General features: G+C 60.0%; 11 protein-coding genes, 2 tRNA genes and 3 rRNA genes. 9 read left to right on the forward strand and 7 right to left on the reverse strand.

Annotated elements, in window-relative coordinates; all coding sequences use genetic code 11:
• Positions 1-34: 34 nt before the first annotated feature.
• The 4 genes from DM992_RS08955 to DM992_RS08970 form a co-directional block, all read right to left on the reverse strand.
• A complete protein-coding gene (locus DM992_RS08955) occupies positions 35-688 on the reverse strand; it encodes a hypothetical protein (protein WP_034184908.1) in 654 nt (217 codons plus the stop codon).
• A gap of 139 nt (positions 689-827) precedes the next feature.
• A complete protein-coding gene (locus DM992_RS08960) occupies positions 828-1,502 on the reverse strand; it encodes an energy-coupling factor ABC transporter permease (RefSeq protein ID WP_111016543.1) in 675 nt (224 codons plus the stop codon).
• Between the two features lie 74 nt (positions 1,503-1,576).
• The gene (locus DM992_RS08965; RefSeq protein ID WP_111016545.1) at positions 1,577-2,413 is read right to left on the reverse strand and encodes a response regulator transcription factor; all 837 of its coding nucleotides are present in this window, start codon (positions 2,411-2,413) and stop codon (positions 1,577-1,579) included.
• 212 nt (positions 2,414-2,625) lie between these two features.
• The gene (locus tag DM992_RS08970) at positions 2,626-3,843 is read right to left on the reverse strand and encodes a DUF2863 family protein (RefSeq protein ID WP_111016547.1); all 1,218 of its coding nucleotides are present in this window, start codon (positions 3,841-3,843) and stop codon (positions 2,626-2,628) included.
• Positions 3,844-4,410: 567 nt separating this feature from the next.
• On the opposite strand from DM992_RS08970, the gene DM992_RS08980 reads away from it, so the two are divergent.
• The 8 genes from DM992_RS08980 (at position 4,411) to DM992_RS09020 (ending at position 11,125) form a co-directional block, all read left to right on the forward strand.
• Positions 4,411-5,943: ribosomal RNA gene (locus tag DM992_RS08980) — 16S ribosomal RNA — on the forward strand.
• A 63-nt stretch (positions 5,944-6,006) separates the two neighbouring features.
• A tRNA-Ile gene (locus DM992_RS08985) sits at positions 6,007-6,083 on the forward strand.
• Between the two features lie 36 nt (positions 6,084-6,119).
• Positions 6,120-6,195 (forward strand) — tRNA-Ala (locus DM992_RS08990).
• A 291-nt stretch (positions 6,196-6,486) separates the two neighbouring features.
• Positions 6,487-9,368 (forward strand): 23S ribosomal RNA (locus DM992_RS09000).
• Between the two features lie 152 nt (positions 9,369-9,520).
• A 5S ribosomal RNA gene (gene rrf, locus DM992_RS09005) occupies positions 9,521-9,633 on the forward strand.
• The 16S, 23S and 5S rRNA genes sit together here with 2 tRNA genes alongside, the layout of an rRNA operon.
• A gap of 241 nt (positions 9,634-9,874) precedes the next feature.
• Positions 9,875-10,279 (forward strand): Cu(I)-responsive transcriptional regulator, encoded by a 405-nt coding sequence (gene cueR / locus DM992_RS09010; protein ID WP_111016549.1) that lies wholly within the window; start codon positions 9,875-9,877, stop codon positions 10,277-10,279.
• Between the two features lie 216 nt (positions 10,280-10,495).
• Positions 10,496-10,642 carry a DUF3563 family protein gene (locus DM992_RS09015; RefSeq protein WP_072445473.1) on the forward strand — a complete coding sequence of 49 codons (147 nt, stop codon included), beginning with the start codon at positions 10,496-10,498 and terminating at the stop codon, positions 10,640-10,642.
• A gap of 114 nt (positions 10,643-10,756) precedes the next feature.
• The gene (locus tag DM992_RS09020) at positions 10,757-11,125 is read left to right on the forward strand and encodes a hypothetical protein (RefSeq protein ID WP_111016551.1); all 369 of its coding nucleotides are present in this window, start codon (positions 10,757-10,759) and stop codon (positions 11,123-11,125) included.
• Positions 11,126-11,140: 15 nt separating this feature from the next.
• Here DM992_RS09020 and rlmJ read toward each other — a convergent pair whose 3' ends face one another.
• Both rlmJ and DM992_RS09030 read right to left on the reverse strand, forming a co-directional pair.
• Entirely contained in the window at positions 11,141-11,986 is an 846-nt protein-coding gene (gene rlmJ, locus DM992_RS09025) for a 23S rRNA (adenine(2030)-N(6))-methyltransferase RlmJ (protein WP_072445471.1), read from the reverse strand.
• 110 nt (positions 11,987-12,096) lie between these two features.
• Positions 12,097-13,068, reverse strand: coding sequence for an aldo/keto reductase (locus tag DM992_RS09030; RefSeq protein WP_111016553.1), 972 nt, complete (start codon positions 13,066-13,068; stop codon positions 12,097-12,099).
• A 163-nt stretch (positions 13,069-13,231) separates the two neighbouring features.
• On the opposite strand from DM992_RS09030, the gene DM992_RS09035 reads away from it, so the two are divergent.
• The gene (locus tag DM992_RS09035) at positions 13,232-14,020 is read left to right on the forward strand and encodes a 3-hydroxybutyrate dehydrogenase (RefSeq protein ID WP_034183481.1); all 789 of its coding nucleotides are present in this window, start codon (positions 13,232-13,234) and stop codon (positions 14,018-14,020) included.
• Between the two features lie 119 nt (positions 14,021-14,139).
• Here the strand turns inward: DM992_RS09035 and DM992_RS09040 are convergent, their stop codons facing one another.
• Positions 14,140-15,339: an amino acid aminotransferase gene (locus tag DM992_RS09040; RefSeq protein WP_111016555.1), complete on the reverse strand. Its 1,200-nt coding sequence runs from the start codon at positions 15,337-15,339 to the stop codon at positions 14,140-14,142.
• Between the last annotated feature and the right edge of the window lie 230 nt (positions 15,340-15,569).

Below are 15,569 nucleotides of genomic sequence, written 5' to 3' on the forward strand. Positions count from 1 at the left end.
GCTTTTTTGCTTCTGTCGTTGCCGCTCCGTCGTATCAGGACTTCTTCGCGGTTTTCTTCTTCACGGCGTTCTTCTGGCCACCTGATTTCTTCGTTGCGACGGCCTTCTTGCCGGTGCGGCCCGATGCCTTCGCTTTTGCCTTGCCCCGGTGCGATTTGCCCTTGAACTTCTTCGTCGAGGACGTGGAGCGCTCGACGCGCGGCTTCAGCGGCGGAACAGGATCGTTCCAGCTAAACGCGAGCATTTGCTGGCCGACATAACCGCAGCGGAATTTCAGCGGCGTCGGGTCGCTGCCGTCGCTGTGGACGCCGAGTCCGTCGACCGTGACGATGTTATCTACCTTCACGCGCTGCTTGCCCTGGTCGAACGAGTCGTTCCACGGCGTGATCGTCGCGTTGCCGCTGTCGAATGCGTTCGGCGCGAAGTCGACGCGGTCGAAGGCCGACGACGTGCTGGCGATGAAGCTGCCGTGCGCCGCACAATCGGCCGCGAGCGGATCGGCATGCATTTCGTTGACGAATTTGTTGATCAGTTCGGAGCGCTGATCGAGCAGGTCGGCGAATACCGGTGTCGGAAGCGCAAGCGACAGGCCCGCGACACAGGCTGCCAGCTTGCCGAGCGCCCGGAGAATCCGGAGCGAGGCAGGTGAGCTGTCCATCTGGTTATTGGTGAGGAGCGAAGGAGACATCGGGCACGTATAGATGCCCGATGGAGAACAGGAGTTCAATCTTAGCGTAAAAAAGTTGTGCGGCAGTAGACGGCCTATTCTCCCGCGCTGCGGAAAATGCCGCCGGCACGTGCTGACGGTGCCCCGATCCGAAGGAGTTTCAGGCGCGCGGGCCGCCGAGGCGATAGCGCCGGACGTCGAAGGTCGTGACCCACGCAGGGCGATAGACGGCGATGAGCGCAGTCGCCATGCCGGTGAACCACGCTTCGCCGAGCGCGAGTAGCGCGGTGTTCAACAGATAGCCGGCAGGAATCACGACAGGCACGCCATCCGCGAGGGCGAGCTGGACGCCGGCTGCTGCTGCGGCGACCGCGATGATCGCGACGGCCGGCGACAGAAATCCCTGTCCGGTGATGAACGACGCGAGGTTGTGCGGTAGCCATGCGAGCGCGGCGCGCTGCAGCAACGCCGACACGGCGACAGGCAGCGCGCCGTAGATCAGATAGGTCAGGCCAATGCCCTGCCACGGCGCGTCGAAGATGATCGAGGCCACCGCCGTGACGGCGCCCATCGCAATCAGCGCGAGCGTCCAGTCGAACAGCGTGACGAGCAGCGTTGCGCCCAGCAGATGCATGACGATGCCATCGTCGAGCCACGCATTCGAGGCCCACAGGACCGCGATTGCGGTGACGAGCGCGAGCCACACGTGCTGGAGCGTGGCGTCCTGGAGGCGCACGAAGGGGCGATTCCAGATCGCGAGCGTGAGCAGGGCCACGGCGGCGATCCAGCCACCGATGCCAACCCAGAGCGGAAGCGGTGTGAAAAGAAAACCCATGCGTTCATATTACTCGTTGAGCATCAAAGGTGGGAATCCGCGCATATCGACCGTCGCAATATCGAGACTGTCTGCTAGCGCTCGCGCCGGAACCGTGCCCGCGGCTCGGCGGCGAGCGGCAGGTCCTGCGTGCCGGCATGCGCGGCTGGCAACGGGTACCGATGATCGTTCCGTGGCGTGCGTAGTGGAACGGTGCCGCGTTCGCCGATGGCCGGTTTGCGCGCGCGGTTGCGATTCGCCAGTAGCACTTCGAGGTGCGGCGACAGCCAGCCGTTGTAGATTGCGACCGCGGCGGCGCGGTTGACGGCGCCAAGCTGCTGGAAGATGCTGGCAAGGTGGATTTTCACGGTGCCTTCGCTGATGCCGAGCGTGCGGGCAATCATCTTGTTCGTGCTGCCCATGTGGACGAAGCGCATGATCTGCGCTTGCCTGGGCGACAACAGGCCGCTCGGCGGGCGGCGGGGCAGCGATCCGGCGAGCGTCTGGAAATGGGCCTCGTGGCGGGCTCCGGCGGCGGAGGGCAGCAGGCGGAGCGCGATCGGCGGGATGTAGTGTCCACCCAGCAGCACCATCTCGAGCGCACGCACGATCAGGTGCGGCCGCGTGGAATGCGGGATCACGCCTGCTACGCCATAGTTGAAGAAGCGCTGGATGGCCTCCGGAGAGGCTTCGTCGATCATTACAGCCGCGGGCGTTGGCGAGCAGGCGCTGCAGAGTGCCTGCAGTTCACTTAGCCGGCCGACGTCCAGCCAGTCGATCACGACGAGGTCGAAACGCTGGGTGCGCAGCAGCCGGCGCGCCTGGAAGCTGTCGGGCGCATCGTTGATGCTGGCGTGGCGGTCGATCTGTCGCAACAGGGCCTTCAGTCCGTCACGCCGTTCGGCGTCTGAGTAAAGCACCAGGAACCGCATATTCAACCTCCGTAAGGGTGGGTCATTGATCTGCTGTCGGGCATGCGTTGGTCCCGATAATGACAAAAACCTTACACGATGTCTGCTTGGCTGAAAGGCTTAGGAAAAGTCTGAAATTTCGAGCGACGGAATATAGGACAAGAAAAAAGCCGCTCCGGCGGGAACCGGGAGCGGCTTCGGGAGGGCAGGCCGTTCGAGCCTGCTGCGAGAGGTTAGTGGAAGTGCGGCTGGGCGGGCGAGGCGTCTTCCGGCATTTCCGCGTGGACGATTTCGCCGAGCGGATCTGCGTAAAGCGGCACGCCGCAGTCGTCGCAGTATTCGGGTTCGAAGCGGCCCGCGTGCCGGCGGACGTCGGTTACACCGCATTCCTTCAGCAGACTCACGATTTCCTCGAGCGGCCCTTCGATCGGCGCCTCGCCTTCGAGCGTCGCGCTGTCGATCGACACGTCGCCGTTTTCACGGCCGTAGAGCGGCCACACGACGCCGTAGATTACGTCGTTGCTCGCGCGTCGAGTGAAGCCGACACGATATTCGTCGATCCGGCGTTCGCCGAAGCCGGCGACCACCGCGCGCAGCTCCTGCGGTGCCGTACCAAGTGTGTCGAAAAGATAACGAATGGCAGTTCGCACCGTGTGTGGACGAATGCGTTCGTCCGCATCGCGGCAGGCCGAGTAGTACGCGTCCGGAAGCAGGCACTCGAACTCGCATCCCGGCAGCGCGATCGACAGATTCGGGCCGCCCTGGGCCGTCCATTGTTCGAGGCACTGACCGCGCTCGATCCGGCTACCGCCTTCTTCTTCCTGCCAGCGGAACAGCGGTGCGCCGGCGGGCGCGGCGACGACGGCGAGCAGGAAGCGCGGGTCGGCCAGGATCGGCGAGGTTTCGGGCAGGTCGCCGAAGCTGAGCTTGGGCGTGTGCTGGCCGATCGCCGCATGCGCGAGCTGCTGGGCAAGACGGTAGGTCTCGACGTGATGCCGCGGCAACTGGTCGATGCTGTAGAGGAACGGGGCAAGCCCGACGAGCGTGCCGTTCGCAAGGACATGAGCCTGCAGGTGCGTTCGCAGCGCGTCGGCCACGTCGCCCTTGAGCGGGCCCGACGGAATCATGTAGCGCGTCCATGCGAGAACCGGGACGGCGACCAGCAGCGCATCGTGCGGCTGGCCGTCGTGCTCGATCACCATCGACTCGCTGTGGGTCTCGGCCATGTCGGCGAGCGCGCCGTAGGCGTCTGGGTGATTCTGCTGCAGATGGTCGAGGGCTGCGTCGAGCGTAGTCTGGTTGCCGTTGCGGACTATCTTGGCGAGCAGCGCGTCGAGCTTCGCTTCCCAGAAGCGATCCTCGATGCGGCTGCCCGAGGCGAAGAGCGCAAGCGACAGACCGACCAGTTTGTCGGCATCGGGGGGGAGGCGTTTGGCGATTCGCTGGCGCATATTAAAGACGTATATAGAAAGAGGCGAAGAGCCTCACATTCTAGTCCGTTCTTTGCACCATAAGCGGTCTTGTGCCCTGGCATGGCTGGACGGCCGAATTGCGGCTTTTGTAAAAAAGTGGCTTCAAACCCCTTGCGCGATCGACGCGGGGTGCATAGAATCACGCCTCTTTCGCGCTAACGGAAACGCGGCGCGGAAGAGGGGAAGCGAAGCCGGTGGTGTGCAGCAGGTTGGGCGCACGGCTGGCGCAGGAAGATGAGCCCCGCAGTCGCAACGAAGTGGTTGAAAAAGTTGTTGACGAGCTGCGAAACACGGTTCATAATCTCGCTTCTCTGCTGCTGAAAACGCAGCGCTGCTGAGAAACACGAAGTTTCTCGCGGAAATGCTCTTTAAAAATTAACAGCCGATAAGTGTGGGCGCTTGATGGAAGCGAGCTGATCCTCGGATCAGATAGCGAAAGTATCAAGAGTCTCACACTAAAGTAAGTCAGGTTTATGAAGTGATTCATATTCCTGTCAGCTTTGAGTGAGCGACCGGTTCGAAAGAACCGAAAACAGTAACAGGTTTAAACTGAAGAGTTTGATCCTGGCTCAGATTGAACGCTGGCGGCATGCCTTACACATGCAAGTCGAACGGCAGCACGGGTGCTTGCACCTGGTGGCGAGTGGCGAACGGGTGAGTAATACATCGGAACATGTCCTGTAGTGGGGGATAGCCCGGCGAAAGCCGGATTAATACCGCATACGATCTACGGATGAAAGCGGGGGACCTTCGGGCCTCGCGCTATAGGGTTGGCCGATGGCTGATTAGCTAGTTGGTGGGGTAAAGGCCTACCAAGGCGACGATCAGTAGCTGGTCTGAGAGGACGACCAGCCACACTGGGACTGAGACACGGCCCAGACTCCTACGGGAGGCAGCAGTGGGGAATTTTGGACAATGGGCGAAAGCCTGATCCAGCAATGCCGCGTGTGTGAAGAAGGCCTTCGGGTTGTAAAGCACTTTTGTCCGGAAAGAAATCCTTGGCTCTAATACAGCCGGGGGATGACGGTACCGGAAGAATAAGCACCGGCTAACTACGTGCCAGCAGCCGCGGTAATACGTAGGGTGCGAGCGTTAATCGGAATTACTGGGCGTAAAGCGTGCGCAGGCGGTTTGCTAAGACCGATGTGAAATCCCCGGGCTCAACCTGGGAACTGCATTGGTGACTGGCAGGCTAGAGTATGGCAGAGGGGGGTAGAATTCCACGTGTAGCAGTGAAATGCGTAGAGATGTGGAGGAATACCGATGGCGAAGGCAGCCCCCTGGGCCAATACTGACGCTCATGCACGAAAGCGTGGGGAGCAAACAGGATTAGATACCCTGGTAGTCCACGCCCTAAACGATGTCAACTAGTTGTTGGGGATTCATTTCCTTAGTAACGTAGCTAACGCGTGAAGTTGACCGCCTGGGGAGTACGGTCGCAAGATTAAAACTCAAAGGAATTGACGGGGACCCGCACAAGCGGTGGATGATGTGGATTAATTCGATGCAACGCGAAAAACCTTACCTACCCTTGACATGGTCGGAATCCTGCTGAGAGGTGGGAGTGCTCGAAAGAGAACCGGCGCACAGGTGCTGCATGGCTGTCGTCAGCTCGTGTCGTGAGATGTTGGGTTAAGTCCCGCAACGAGCGCAACCCTTGTCCTTAGTTGCTACGCAAGAGCACTCTAAGGAGACTGCCGGTGACAAACCGGAGGAAGGTGGGGATGACGTCAAGTCCTCATGGCCCTTATGGGTAGGGCTTCACACGTCATACAATGGTCGGAACAGAGGGTTGCCAACCCGCGAGGGGGAGCTAATCCCAGAAAACCGATCGTAGTCCGGATTGCACTCTGCAACTCGAGTGCATGAAGCTGGAATCGCTAGTAATCGCGGATCAGCATGCCGCGGTGAATACGTTCCCGGGTCTTGTACACACCGCCCGTCACACCATGGGAGTGGGTTTTACCAGAAGTGGCTAGTCTAACCGCAAGGAGGACGGTCACCACGGTAGGATTCATGACTGGGGTGAAGTCGTAACAAGGTAGCCGTATCGGAAGGTGCGGCTGGATCACCTCCTTTCCAGAGCTATCTCGCGAAGTTGAGCGCTCACGCTTATCGGCTGTAAATTAAAGACAGACTCAGGGGTCTGTAGCTCAGTCGGTTAGAGCACCGTCTTGATAAGGCGGGGGTCGTTGGTTCGAATCCAACCAGACCCACCATTGTCTGGCGGTAGTACCCTGAAGTTCTCTGTATATGGGGGCATAGCTCAGCTGGGAGAGCACCTGCTTTGCAAGCAGGGGGTCGTCGGTTCGATCCCGTCTGCCTCCACCAATCACCAACGCTAAGGGCTTGGTTCAGAGACTGAACCGAGAATTTTGCATTGGCGATTGAGCCAGTCAGAGTGATACGTAGTAGGTATCGGCTGTCGTTCTTTAACAATCTGGAAGAAGTAAGTAATTTGGATAGCGGAAGCGTCTTGAGATGGACGTGGAAGTTATCCGGGTTGTGATTGTATCGATGTATCTCAAGATGATTCGAACTCTATGTTTGACTCAATTTGGAATACGGCACAACGCGAGAACTCAACCTGTAGCGACTGTCGATGAGACAGACTCGTTATAGGGTCAAGCGAACAAGTGCATGTGGTGGATGCCTTGGCGATCACAGGCGATGAAGGACGCGGTAGCCTGCGAAAAGCTACGGGGAGCTGGCAAACGAGCTTTGATCCGTAGATGTCCGAATGGGGAAACCCGGCCCTTTTGGGTCATCCTGGACTGAATACATAGGTCCAGCGAAGCGAACGCGGTGAACTGAAACATCTAAGTAACCGCAGGAAAAGAAATCAACCGAGATTCCCAAAGTAGTGGCGAGCGAAATGGGATGAGCCTTGCACTCTTTATTTGTATTGTTAGCCGAACGCTCTGGAAAGTGCGGCCATAGCAGGTGATAGCCCTGTAGGCGAAAACAGTATGAAAGAACTAGGTGTGCGACAAGTAGGGCGGGACACGTGAAATCCTGTCTGAAGATGGGGGGACCATCCTCCAAGGCTAAATACTCGTGATCGACCGATAGTGAACCAGTACCGTGAGGGAAAGGCGAAAAGAACCCCGGGAGGGGAGTGAAATAGATCCTGAAACCGCATGCATACAAACAGTCGGAGCCTCGTAAGGGGTGACGGCGTACCTTTTGTATAATGGGTCAGCGACTTACGTTCAGTAGCAAGCTTAACCGTATAGGGCAGGCGTAGCGAAAGCGAGTCCGAATAGGGCGTTCAGTTGCTGGGCGTAGACCCGAAACCAAGTGATCTATCCATGGCCAGGATGAAGGTGCGGTAACACGTACTGGAGGTCCGAACCCACTAACGTTGAAAAGTTAGGGGATGAGCTGTGGATAGGGGTGAAAGGCTAAACAAACTTGGAAATAGCTGGTTCTCTCCGAAAACTATTTAGGTAGTGCCTCGTGTCTCACCTTCGGGGGTAGAGCACTGTCATGGTTGGGGGGTCTATTGCAGATTACCCCGCCATAGCAAACTCCGAATACCGAAGAGTGCAATCACGGGAGACAGACATCGGGTGCTAACGTCCGGTGTCAAGAGGGAAACAACCCAGACCGCCAGCTAAGGTCCCCAAATATAGCTAAGTGGGAAACGAAGTGGGAAGGCTAAAACAGTCAGGAGGTTGGCTTAGAAGCAGCCACCCTTTAAAGAAAGCGTAATAGCTCACTGATCGAGTCGTCCTGCGCGGAAGATGTAACGGGGCTAAGCTATATACCGAAGCTGCGGATGCGAGCTTTGCTCGCATGGTAGGAGAGCGTTCCGTAAGCCTGCGAAGGTGCGTTGAAAAGCGTGCTGGAGGTATCGGAAGTGCGAATGCTGACATGAGTAGCGATAAAGGGGGTGAAAGGCCCCCTCGCCGTAAGCCCAAGGTTTCCTACGCAACGTTCATCGGCGTAGGGTGAGTCGGCCCCTAAGGCGAGGCAGAAATGCGTAGCTGATGGGAAGCAGGTCAATATTCCTGCACCATTGTTAGATGCGATGGGGGGACGGATCGCGGAAGGTTGTCCGGGTGTTGGAAGTCCCGGTCGCTGCATTGGAGAAGGCGCTTAGGCAAATCCGGGCGCGTAATTCAAGGGTGTGGCGCGAGCTCCTTAGGGAGCGAAGCAATTGGAAGTGGTTCCAAGAAAAGCCTCTAAGCTTCAGTCTAACGATGACCGTACCGCAAACCGACACAGGTGGGCGAGATGAGTATTCTAAGGCGCTTGAGAGAACTCGGGAGAAGGAACTCGGCAAATTGGTACCGTAACTTCGGGATAAGGTACGCCCTTGTAGCTTGACTGGCCTGCGCCAGGAGGGTGAAGGGGTTGCAATAAACTGGTGGCTGCGACTGTTTAATAAAAACACAGCACTCTGCAAACACGAAAGTGGACGTATAGGGTGTGACGCCTGCCCGGTGCCGGAAGATTAAATGATGGGGTGCAAGCTCTTGATTGAAGTCCCGGTAAACGGCGGCCGTAACTATAACGGTCCTAAGGTAGCGAAATTCCTTGTCGGGTAAGTTCCGACCTGCACGAATGGCGTAACGATGGCCACACTGTCTCCTCCCGAGACTCAGCGAAGTTGAAGTGTTTGTGATGATGCAATCTACCCGCGGCTAGACGGAAAGACCCCATGAACCTTTACTGTAGCTTTGCATTGGACTTTGAACCGATCTGTGTAGGATAGGTGGGAGGCTATGAAACCGGAACGCTAGTTTCGGTGGAGCCGTCCTTGAAATACCACCCTGGTTTGTTTGAGGTTCTAACCTTGGCCCGTGATCCGGGTCGGGGACAGTGCATGGTAGGCAGTTTGACTGGGGCGGTCTCCTCCCAAAGCGTAACGGAGGAGTACGAAGGTACGCTAGGTACGGTCGGAAATCGTGCTGATAGTGCAATGGCATAAGCGTGCTTAACTGCGAGACCGACAAGTCGAGCAGGTGCGAAAGCAGGTCATAGTGATCCGGTGGTTCTGTATGGAAGGGCCATCGCTCAACGGATAAAAGGTACTCTGGGGATAACAGGCTGATACCGCCCAAGAGTTCATATCGACGGCGGTGTTTGGCACCTCGATGTCGGCTCATCTCATCCTGGGGCTGTAGCCGGTCCCAAGGGTATGGCTGTTCGCCATTTAAAGAGGTACGTGAGCTGGGTTTAAAACGTCGTGAGACAGTTTGGTCCCTATCTGCCGTGGGCGTTGGATATTTGAAGGGGGCTGCTCCTAGTACGAGAGGACCGGAGTGGACGAACCTCTGGTGTACCGGTTGTCACGCCAGTGGCATCGCCGGGTAGCTATGTTCGGAAGAGATAACCGCTGAAAGCATCTAAGCGGGAAACTCGCCTTAAGATGAGATATCCCTGGGGACTAGATCCCCTTGAAGGGTCGTTCGAGACCAGGACGTTGATAGGTCAGGTGTGTAAGCGCAGTAATGCGTTCAGCTAACTGATACTAATTGCCCGTAAGGCTTGATCCTATAACAAGTCTGCCTTGTAGATCGGCGCCGTGCGAAAGCACTGGCTGCAAGATCCAGAGCGACAAGTTGGATTCTCGTGTGTGATACACACAACCTAATTACTGCTTCTTCCCGATTGGTCGCGCTGCGAAGCAACGCGACAACCCTCTTTGCCTGATGACCATAGCGAGTCGGTCCCACCCCTTCCCATCCCGAACAGGACCGTGAAACGACTCTACGCCGATGATAGTGCGGATTCCCGTGTGAAAGTAGGTAATCGTCAGGCTCCCTAAGCCAGGAACCCCCGCCCAAAAGGCGGGGGTTTTTGCATTGGCGCGGCGCAAATGCGTGCCGCGCCGGGCAGGGGGGGGCGCGCCCCTTTTATCGCATCATCAGCCGTCTCCCATCCATCTACCTGCGCCCACCGCGGAACGAAACCGCGTGATTTGGTACGATCGAAATGTCGTCGGCGATTGCATGCGTCGACGTTCACGTTCGAAACCAGGGCTTGATGGAGAGGGTGGGGAATGAATATCGGCGACGCGTCGCGCGCATCAGGAGTCAGCGCAAAAATGATCCGCTACTACGAGCAGGTCGGCTTGCTTGCACCGAGCAAGCGTACCGAAGCCGGCTACCGGATCTACGGCTCGGACGAAATCCACATCTTGCGCTTCATCCGTCAGGCGCGACGGCTTGGTTTTCTCGTCGAGGACATCGGCAAGCTGCTGATGCTCTGGCAAGACCGCTCCCGCGCCAGCGCCGAGGTGAAGTCGATCGCTCTCGAGCACGTAGCCGAACTCGACAGGCGTATCGCGGAACTGAGCGACATGCGCGATACGCTGGCCGATCTGGCAGCGCACTGCCATGGTGATGGACGGCCCGAATGCCCGATTTTGGCGCGCCTGGCCGATCCCGTCAGTGAACCAGATTAGTGCGTACACTCAGGGCTCGAAATAGGCACCTGACTCAATATCTATAAAAATCAATGGCTTGCAATCTATTGATGCGCATCCATTCCGAATCGGAATGGCTCCCATGCAAGTATTTCACTAGCATCTTGGTGCGCCGTCGCTATAATTCGGGAATACCCTATACGGGAAATCCCTGAATCTCGATTCGCCAGGGGTCCCCCTTCCTTGGAGAACATCATGATCGCCTACATCGTCGAAAAGCTGAGCAACTGGTTCGAATCCGCAGAACGTGAGCGCCGTGAGGCTTACCTCGCCACGTCGTCGGACATCGTCCAGCTCGAGCACCGCATCCGTTCGCTCGAAACCAACGGCTACTCGCTGTAATCGGAGTTACCGTCAGGTGCCGTGTGGCACCGAATGATAAGCAAGCCCCGTATTGACGGGGCTTTGTTTTTTTGTGCGCCGGATCTGGCGAAATCACTGACGCGGCGCTATGGTATGGACCTGCTTTTCACCGTGAAGGACACGATCATGCGTTTGCGTCTCGATGTGCGTCGCAGTGCCCGCGCGCGTCTTGTTCTGGGCGCGGCCGTGCTTGTCCACGGCCTCGCGGCCGGTGCCGCGACTTCGTCCAAACCGCTGATTCTCGATACGCAGCGCGGTATCCAGGACGGCAAGGGTGGGCTGGTGCTGCAGACAGCGCCGTTGTCTTCCGAGCCGATCGTCGAGCCGGCGGGCATGCGGGCTCCGGCCGGGCAAGCGCCGAACACGTCGGTGCCGCTGTTCGTCGCACCCTATATCAATGTGCCCGGCTGGGGCGTACCGCCGGCAAACCAGCCGAGACTCGCACCGAGGCCGCAGCCGTAGCGGCCGGTCGCCCGGTCAGTTTCCGCGGTGCTCGATCTGGCACCGGGCGCCACTATCCTGTCCCAGCACCTCGACCAGATAGGGCAGTGCCTCGTTCATGCTCTGCGCGAGCGTATACGGCGGATTCAGGATGAACATCCCGCTGCCGTAGAGGCCCAGTCCATCGGCAGGCGGATTCGATACCGTCAGCGTCAGGTGCAGCCAGTTGTTCGGTTGCAGGCGCTTCAACTGCTCGGGAAAGCGTTGCGATTCCGTCCGCGTGACCTGCGGATACCAGATCGCGTAGCAGCCCGTCGCGAAACGCTTCAGGCATTCCGTCACGCAGCTTACCGTGCGCGCGTAATCCTTCTTGTCCTCGTAGGACGGGTCGATCAGCACGAGTGCGCGTCGCGGCGGCGGCGGCAGCAGCGCCTTGATGCCTTCGAAGCCGTCGCCGGCGAAGATCATCGCGCGTCGCCCGGCGTCGCGGAAGTTGTGGCGCAGCACGTCGATTTCCGTCGTGTGCATTTCAAACAGGCGCATCCGGTCCTGTTCGCGCATCGATCGCCATGCGATATACGGGGAGCCAGGGTAGAAGCGCAGTTCGCCGTCGTCGTTCAGTGCGCGTACTTCGTCCACGTAATCGCCCAGCGCTTCCGGCAGGTTCTTGTCGTTCCACAGCCGGCCGATGCCGGTGTCGAATTCCGCCGTCTTTGCCGCGTAGCCGTCGCGCAGCGAGTACACACCGGCACCGGCATGCGTGTCGATGTACCAGTACGACTTGTCTTTCTTGTTCAGGTAGCGCAGCAGTTGGACGACGACGGCGTGCTTGAGCACGTCCGCGTGATTGCCTGCGTGAAAACCGTGACGATAACTGAGCATGGCGGGCTGCCTGAAACAGAAGGTGAATCGATGAAAGCGGTCGATCGGGCGCGGCTGTCAGGCCGGTGCCGATGCGGCCGCGTATTGTACGCGAGTGGCCGTGAGTCGCCTTACTCGTATGCGTTGCCGACGACCTCCTCGATGCGTTGCTTCACATCCGGCGTCAACTTCGCGGCGACGTCGAGCGCGCGCATGTTCTCGCTGATCTGCTCGATCCGCGATGCGCCGGTGATCACCGAACTCACGCGCGGATTCGCGAGCACCCACGCGATCGCGAGCTGGCCCGTGCTGCAGCCGAGGTCGACCGCGATCCCGCCGAGCCGTTCGACGATGTCGTTGCTGGCCTGATCCGTCAGGCGGTCGCGCATCCAGTCGTAACCCTGCAACTGCGCGCGGCTGCCGGGCGGCACGCCGTTGCGATACTTGCCGGTGAGCAGGCCCGATGCCAGCGGGCTCCAGGTCGTGAGGCCGAGGCCGTAGTCGTCGTAGAGCCGCGCATATTCCTGTTCGACCCGCGTACGGTGGAACAGGTTGTACTGGGGTTGCTCGACGACCGGCTTGTGCAGGTGATGCCGCTCGGCGATCTCGCACGCGGCGCGTATCTCGTCGGCGCTCCATTCCGACGTGCCCCAGTAGAGCGCCTTGCCGCGCACGATCATGTCGCTCATCGCCCAGACGGTTTCCTCGATCGGTGTATTCGGATCGGGCCGATGGCAATAGACGAGGTCGACATAGTCGAGCTGCAGCCGGCGCAGCGAGCCGTCGATCGCGTTCAGCAGGTATTTCCGGTTCAGCGTGTGATACTGGTTCGGTGCTTCCGCCAGCCCCCAGAAGAACTTCGTGGACACGATATAGCTGATGCGCGGCCAGTCGAGCGACTTGAGCGCGTGGCCCATGATTTCCTCGGATTTGCCGCCGGCGTAAACCTCGGCGTTGTCGAAGAAATTGACACCCGCGTCGCGGGCCGCGGCGAGGCATTCGCGCGCGACCCGCTGGTCGACCTGGTTGCCGTACGTGACCCACGAGCCGAGCGAGAGCGCGCTGATCTGGAGGCCGGAACGGCCTAGCCGTCGATAGTGCATGCGAATCTCCTGCGTGACAGAACCGACCTTAAGCTTAGACGTTTTGCGCGCGAACGGCGGGGCCGATCGTGCACAATGACGGCTGGCCCGTCGGTACGTCGCGCGATGAAAGCGGATGCGGCCGGCGCGTGTTTTATCGATCCGATAACGGGAGGAGACGGACATGGCAGCAGATCTGAATGGCAAAACCGCAGTCGTCACGGGCGCCGCGAGCGGCATCGGCAAGGAAATTGCGCTGGAGCTCGCGAAAGCGGGCGCGGCCGTCGCGATCGCCGACCTGAACCAGGACGGCGCGAATGCGGTCGCCGACGAGATCAACAAGGCAGGCGGCAAGGCAATCGGCGTCGCGATGGACGTGACGAACGAGGAAGCCGTGAACAGCGGCATCGACAAGGTTGCCGAAACGTTCGGCTCGGTCGACATCCTCGTGTCGAACGCGGGCATCCAGATCGTCAACCCGATCGAGAACTACGCGTTCTCCGACTGGAAGAAGATGCAGGCGATCCACGTCGACGGCGCGTTCCTGACGACGAAGGCCGCGCTCAAGCACATGTACAAGGACGATCGCGGCGGCGTCGTGATCTACATGGGTTCGGTGCACTCGCACGAAGCGTCGCCGCTGAAGTCGGCATACGTGACGGCCAAGCACGGCCTGCTCGGCCTCGCACGCGTGCTCGCGAAGGAAGGCGCGAAGCACAACGTGCGCTCGCACGTCGTGTGCCCGGGCTTCGTGCGCACGCCGCTGGTCGACAAGCAGATTCCGGAGCAGGCGAAGGAGCTCGGGATCAGCGAAGAGGAAGTGGTGAAGAAGGTGATGCTCGGCAACACGGTCGACGGCGTGTTCACGACGGTGCAGGACGTCGCGCAGACGGTGCTGTTCCTGTCGGCGTTCCCGAGCGCCGCGCTCACCGGCCAGTCGGTCGTCGTCAGCCACGGCTGGTTCATGCAGTAACGCGGGTGCGGGCGGTGTAGCCGCCCGCTGCCGAACGGCACAAAAAACGCGCTCCGGGGAGCGCGTTTTTCATTTCGGCAGGGCGGGGCCGGCGACGGCTGCCGCCTGCTGGCGCCGGGTTACTTCAGCACGGCTGCGATTGCATTGGCGACCGTGTCAAGGTTGCGCGTGTTCAGCGCTGCGACGCAGATCCGGCCCGTGCCGACCGCATAGATGCCGAACTCGTCGCGCAGGCGATCGACTTGCGCCGAGGTCAGGCCCGAATACGAGAACATCCCGCGCTGCGCGTTGATGAAGCTGAAATCGCGATCGACGCCGCTCGCCTTCAGGCGCTCGACGAGACCGTTACGCATCGCGCGGATCCGATCGCGCATCTCGCCGAGTTCCTGCACCCACGAGGCGTGCAGTTCCGGCGACGCGAGCACGGCTGCGACGACGGCGCCGCCATGGGTCGGCGGGTTCGAGTAGTTCGTGCGGATCACGCGCTTCAGTTGCGACAGCACGCGCGTGGCTTCTTCCTTGCTCGACGTGATGATCGACAGCGCGCCGACGCGCTCGCCGTACAGTGAGAACGACTTCGAGAACGACGACGACACGAACGCGTTCAGGTCGGCCGCGGCAAACAGGCGCACGGCGGCTGCATCGGCCTCGATGTTCTCGCCGAAGCCCTGGTAGGCCATGTCGAGGAACGGCACGAGGTTGCGCGCCTTCACGACGTCGACGACTTGTTGCCATTGCGCTTCGGTCAGGTCTACGCCGGTCGGGTTGTGGCAGCACGCGTGCAGCACGACGACCGTGCCTGCCGCATAGCCGTTCAGCGCCGACAGCATGCCTTCGAAGTTCACGCCGTTGGTGGCGGCGTCGTAATACGGGTACGCGACGACCTCGAAGCCGGCCGCTTCGAACAGCGCGCGGTGGTTTTCCCAGCTCGGATCGCTGATTGCGACCTTCACGTTCGGGTTCACGGTGCGCAGGAAATCGGCACCGATCTTCAGTGCGCCGGTGCCGCCCAGTGCCTGGGCCGTGACCACGCGGCCCGCTGCGATCAGCGGCGAATCGTTGCCGAGCAGCAGCTTCTGCACGGCCGCATCGTAGGCGGCGATCCCGTCGATCGGCAGGTAGCCGCGCGGCAGGCCGGCCTCGACACGCACCTTCTCTGCTTCGCGAACCGCGCGCAGCAGCGGAATCTTGCCTTCTTCGTTCGTGTACACGCCGACGCCGAGGTTGACCTTGGTCGGACGCGCATCGGCGTTGAAGGCTTCGTTCAGGCCCAGGATCGGGTCGCGGGGAGCAAGCTGGACAGCGGAGAAGAGCGACATGATGATTCGGCAGTAGTGAAAAGAGGGTCAGGCTTTCAGCCGGCGGGGCGGGCGCAGCGGACCGCGCGCCTGCGGGCACGACGCCGGAAAGCGCAGCAGCCTGACATTGTAGCGAATTCGCGCTGGCGGGGGCGGGCGATTCGGCGGCGAATCGTGATTTCGGGCGGCCGGCGCGCGTCAGGAGCCGACAGCAGTTCGCACGGCCGCGAAGCGCTAGAATGCTTTCTTTG

Source organism: Burkholderia sp. JP2-270, assembly GCF_003233675.1.
Lineage (GTDB): Bacteria > Pseudomonadota > Gammaproteobacteria > Burkholderiales > Burkholderiaceae > Burkholderia > Burkholderia pyrrocinia_C.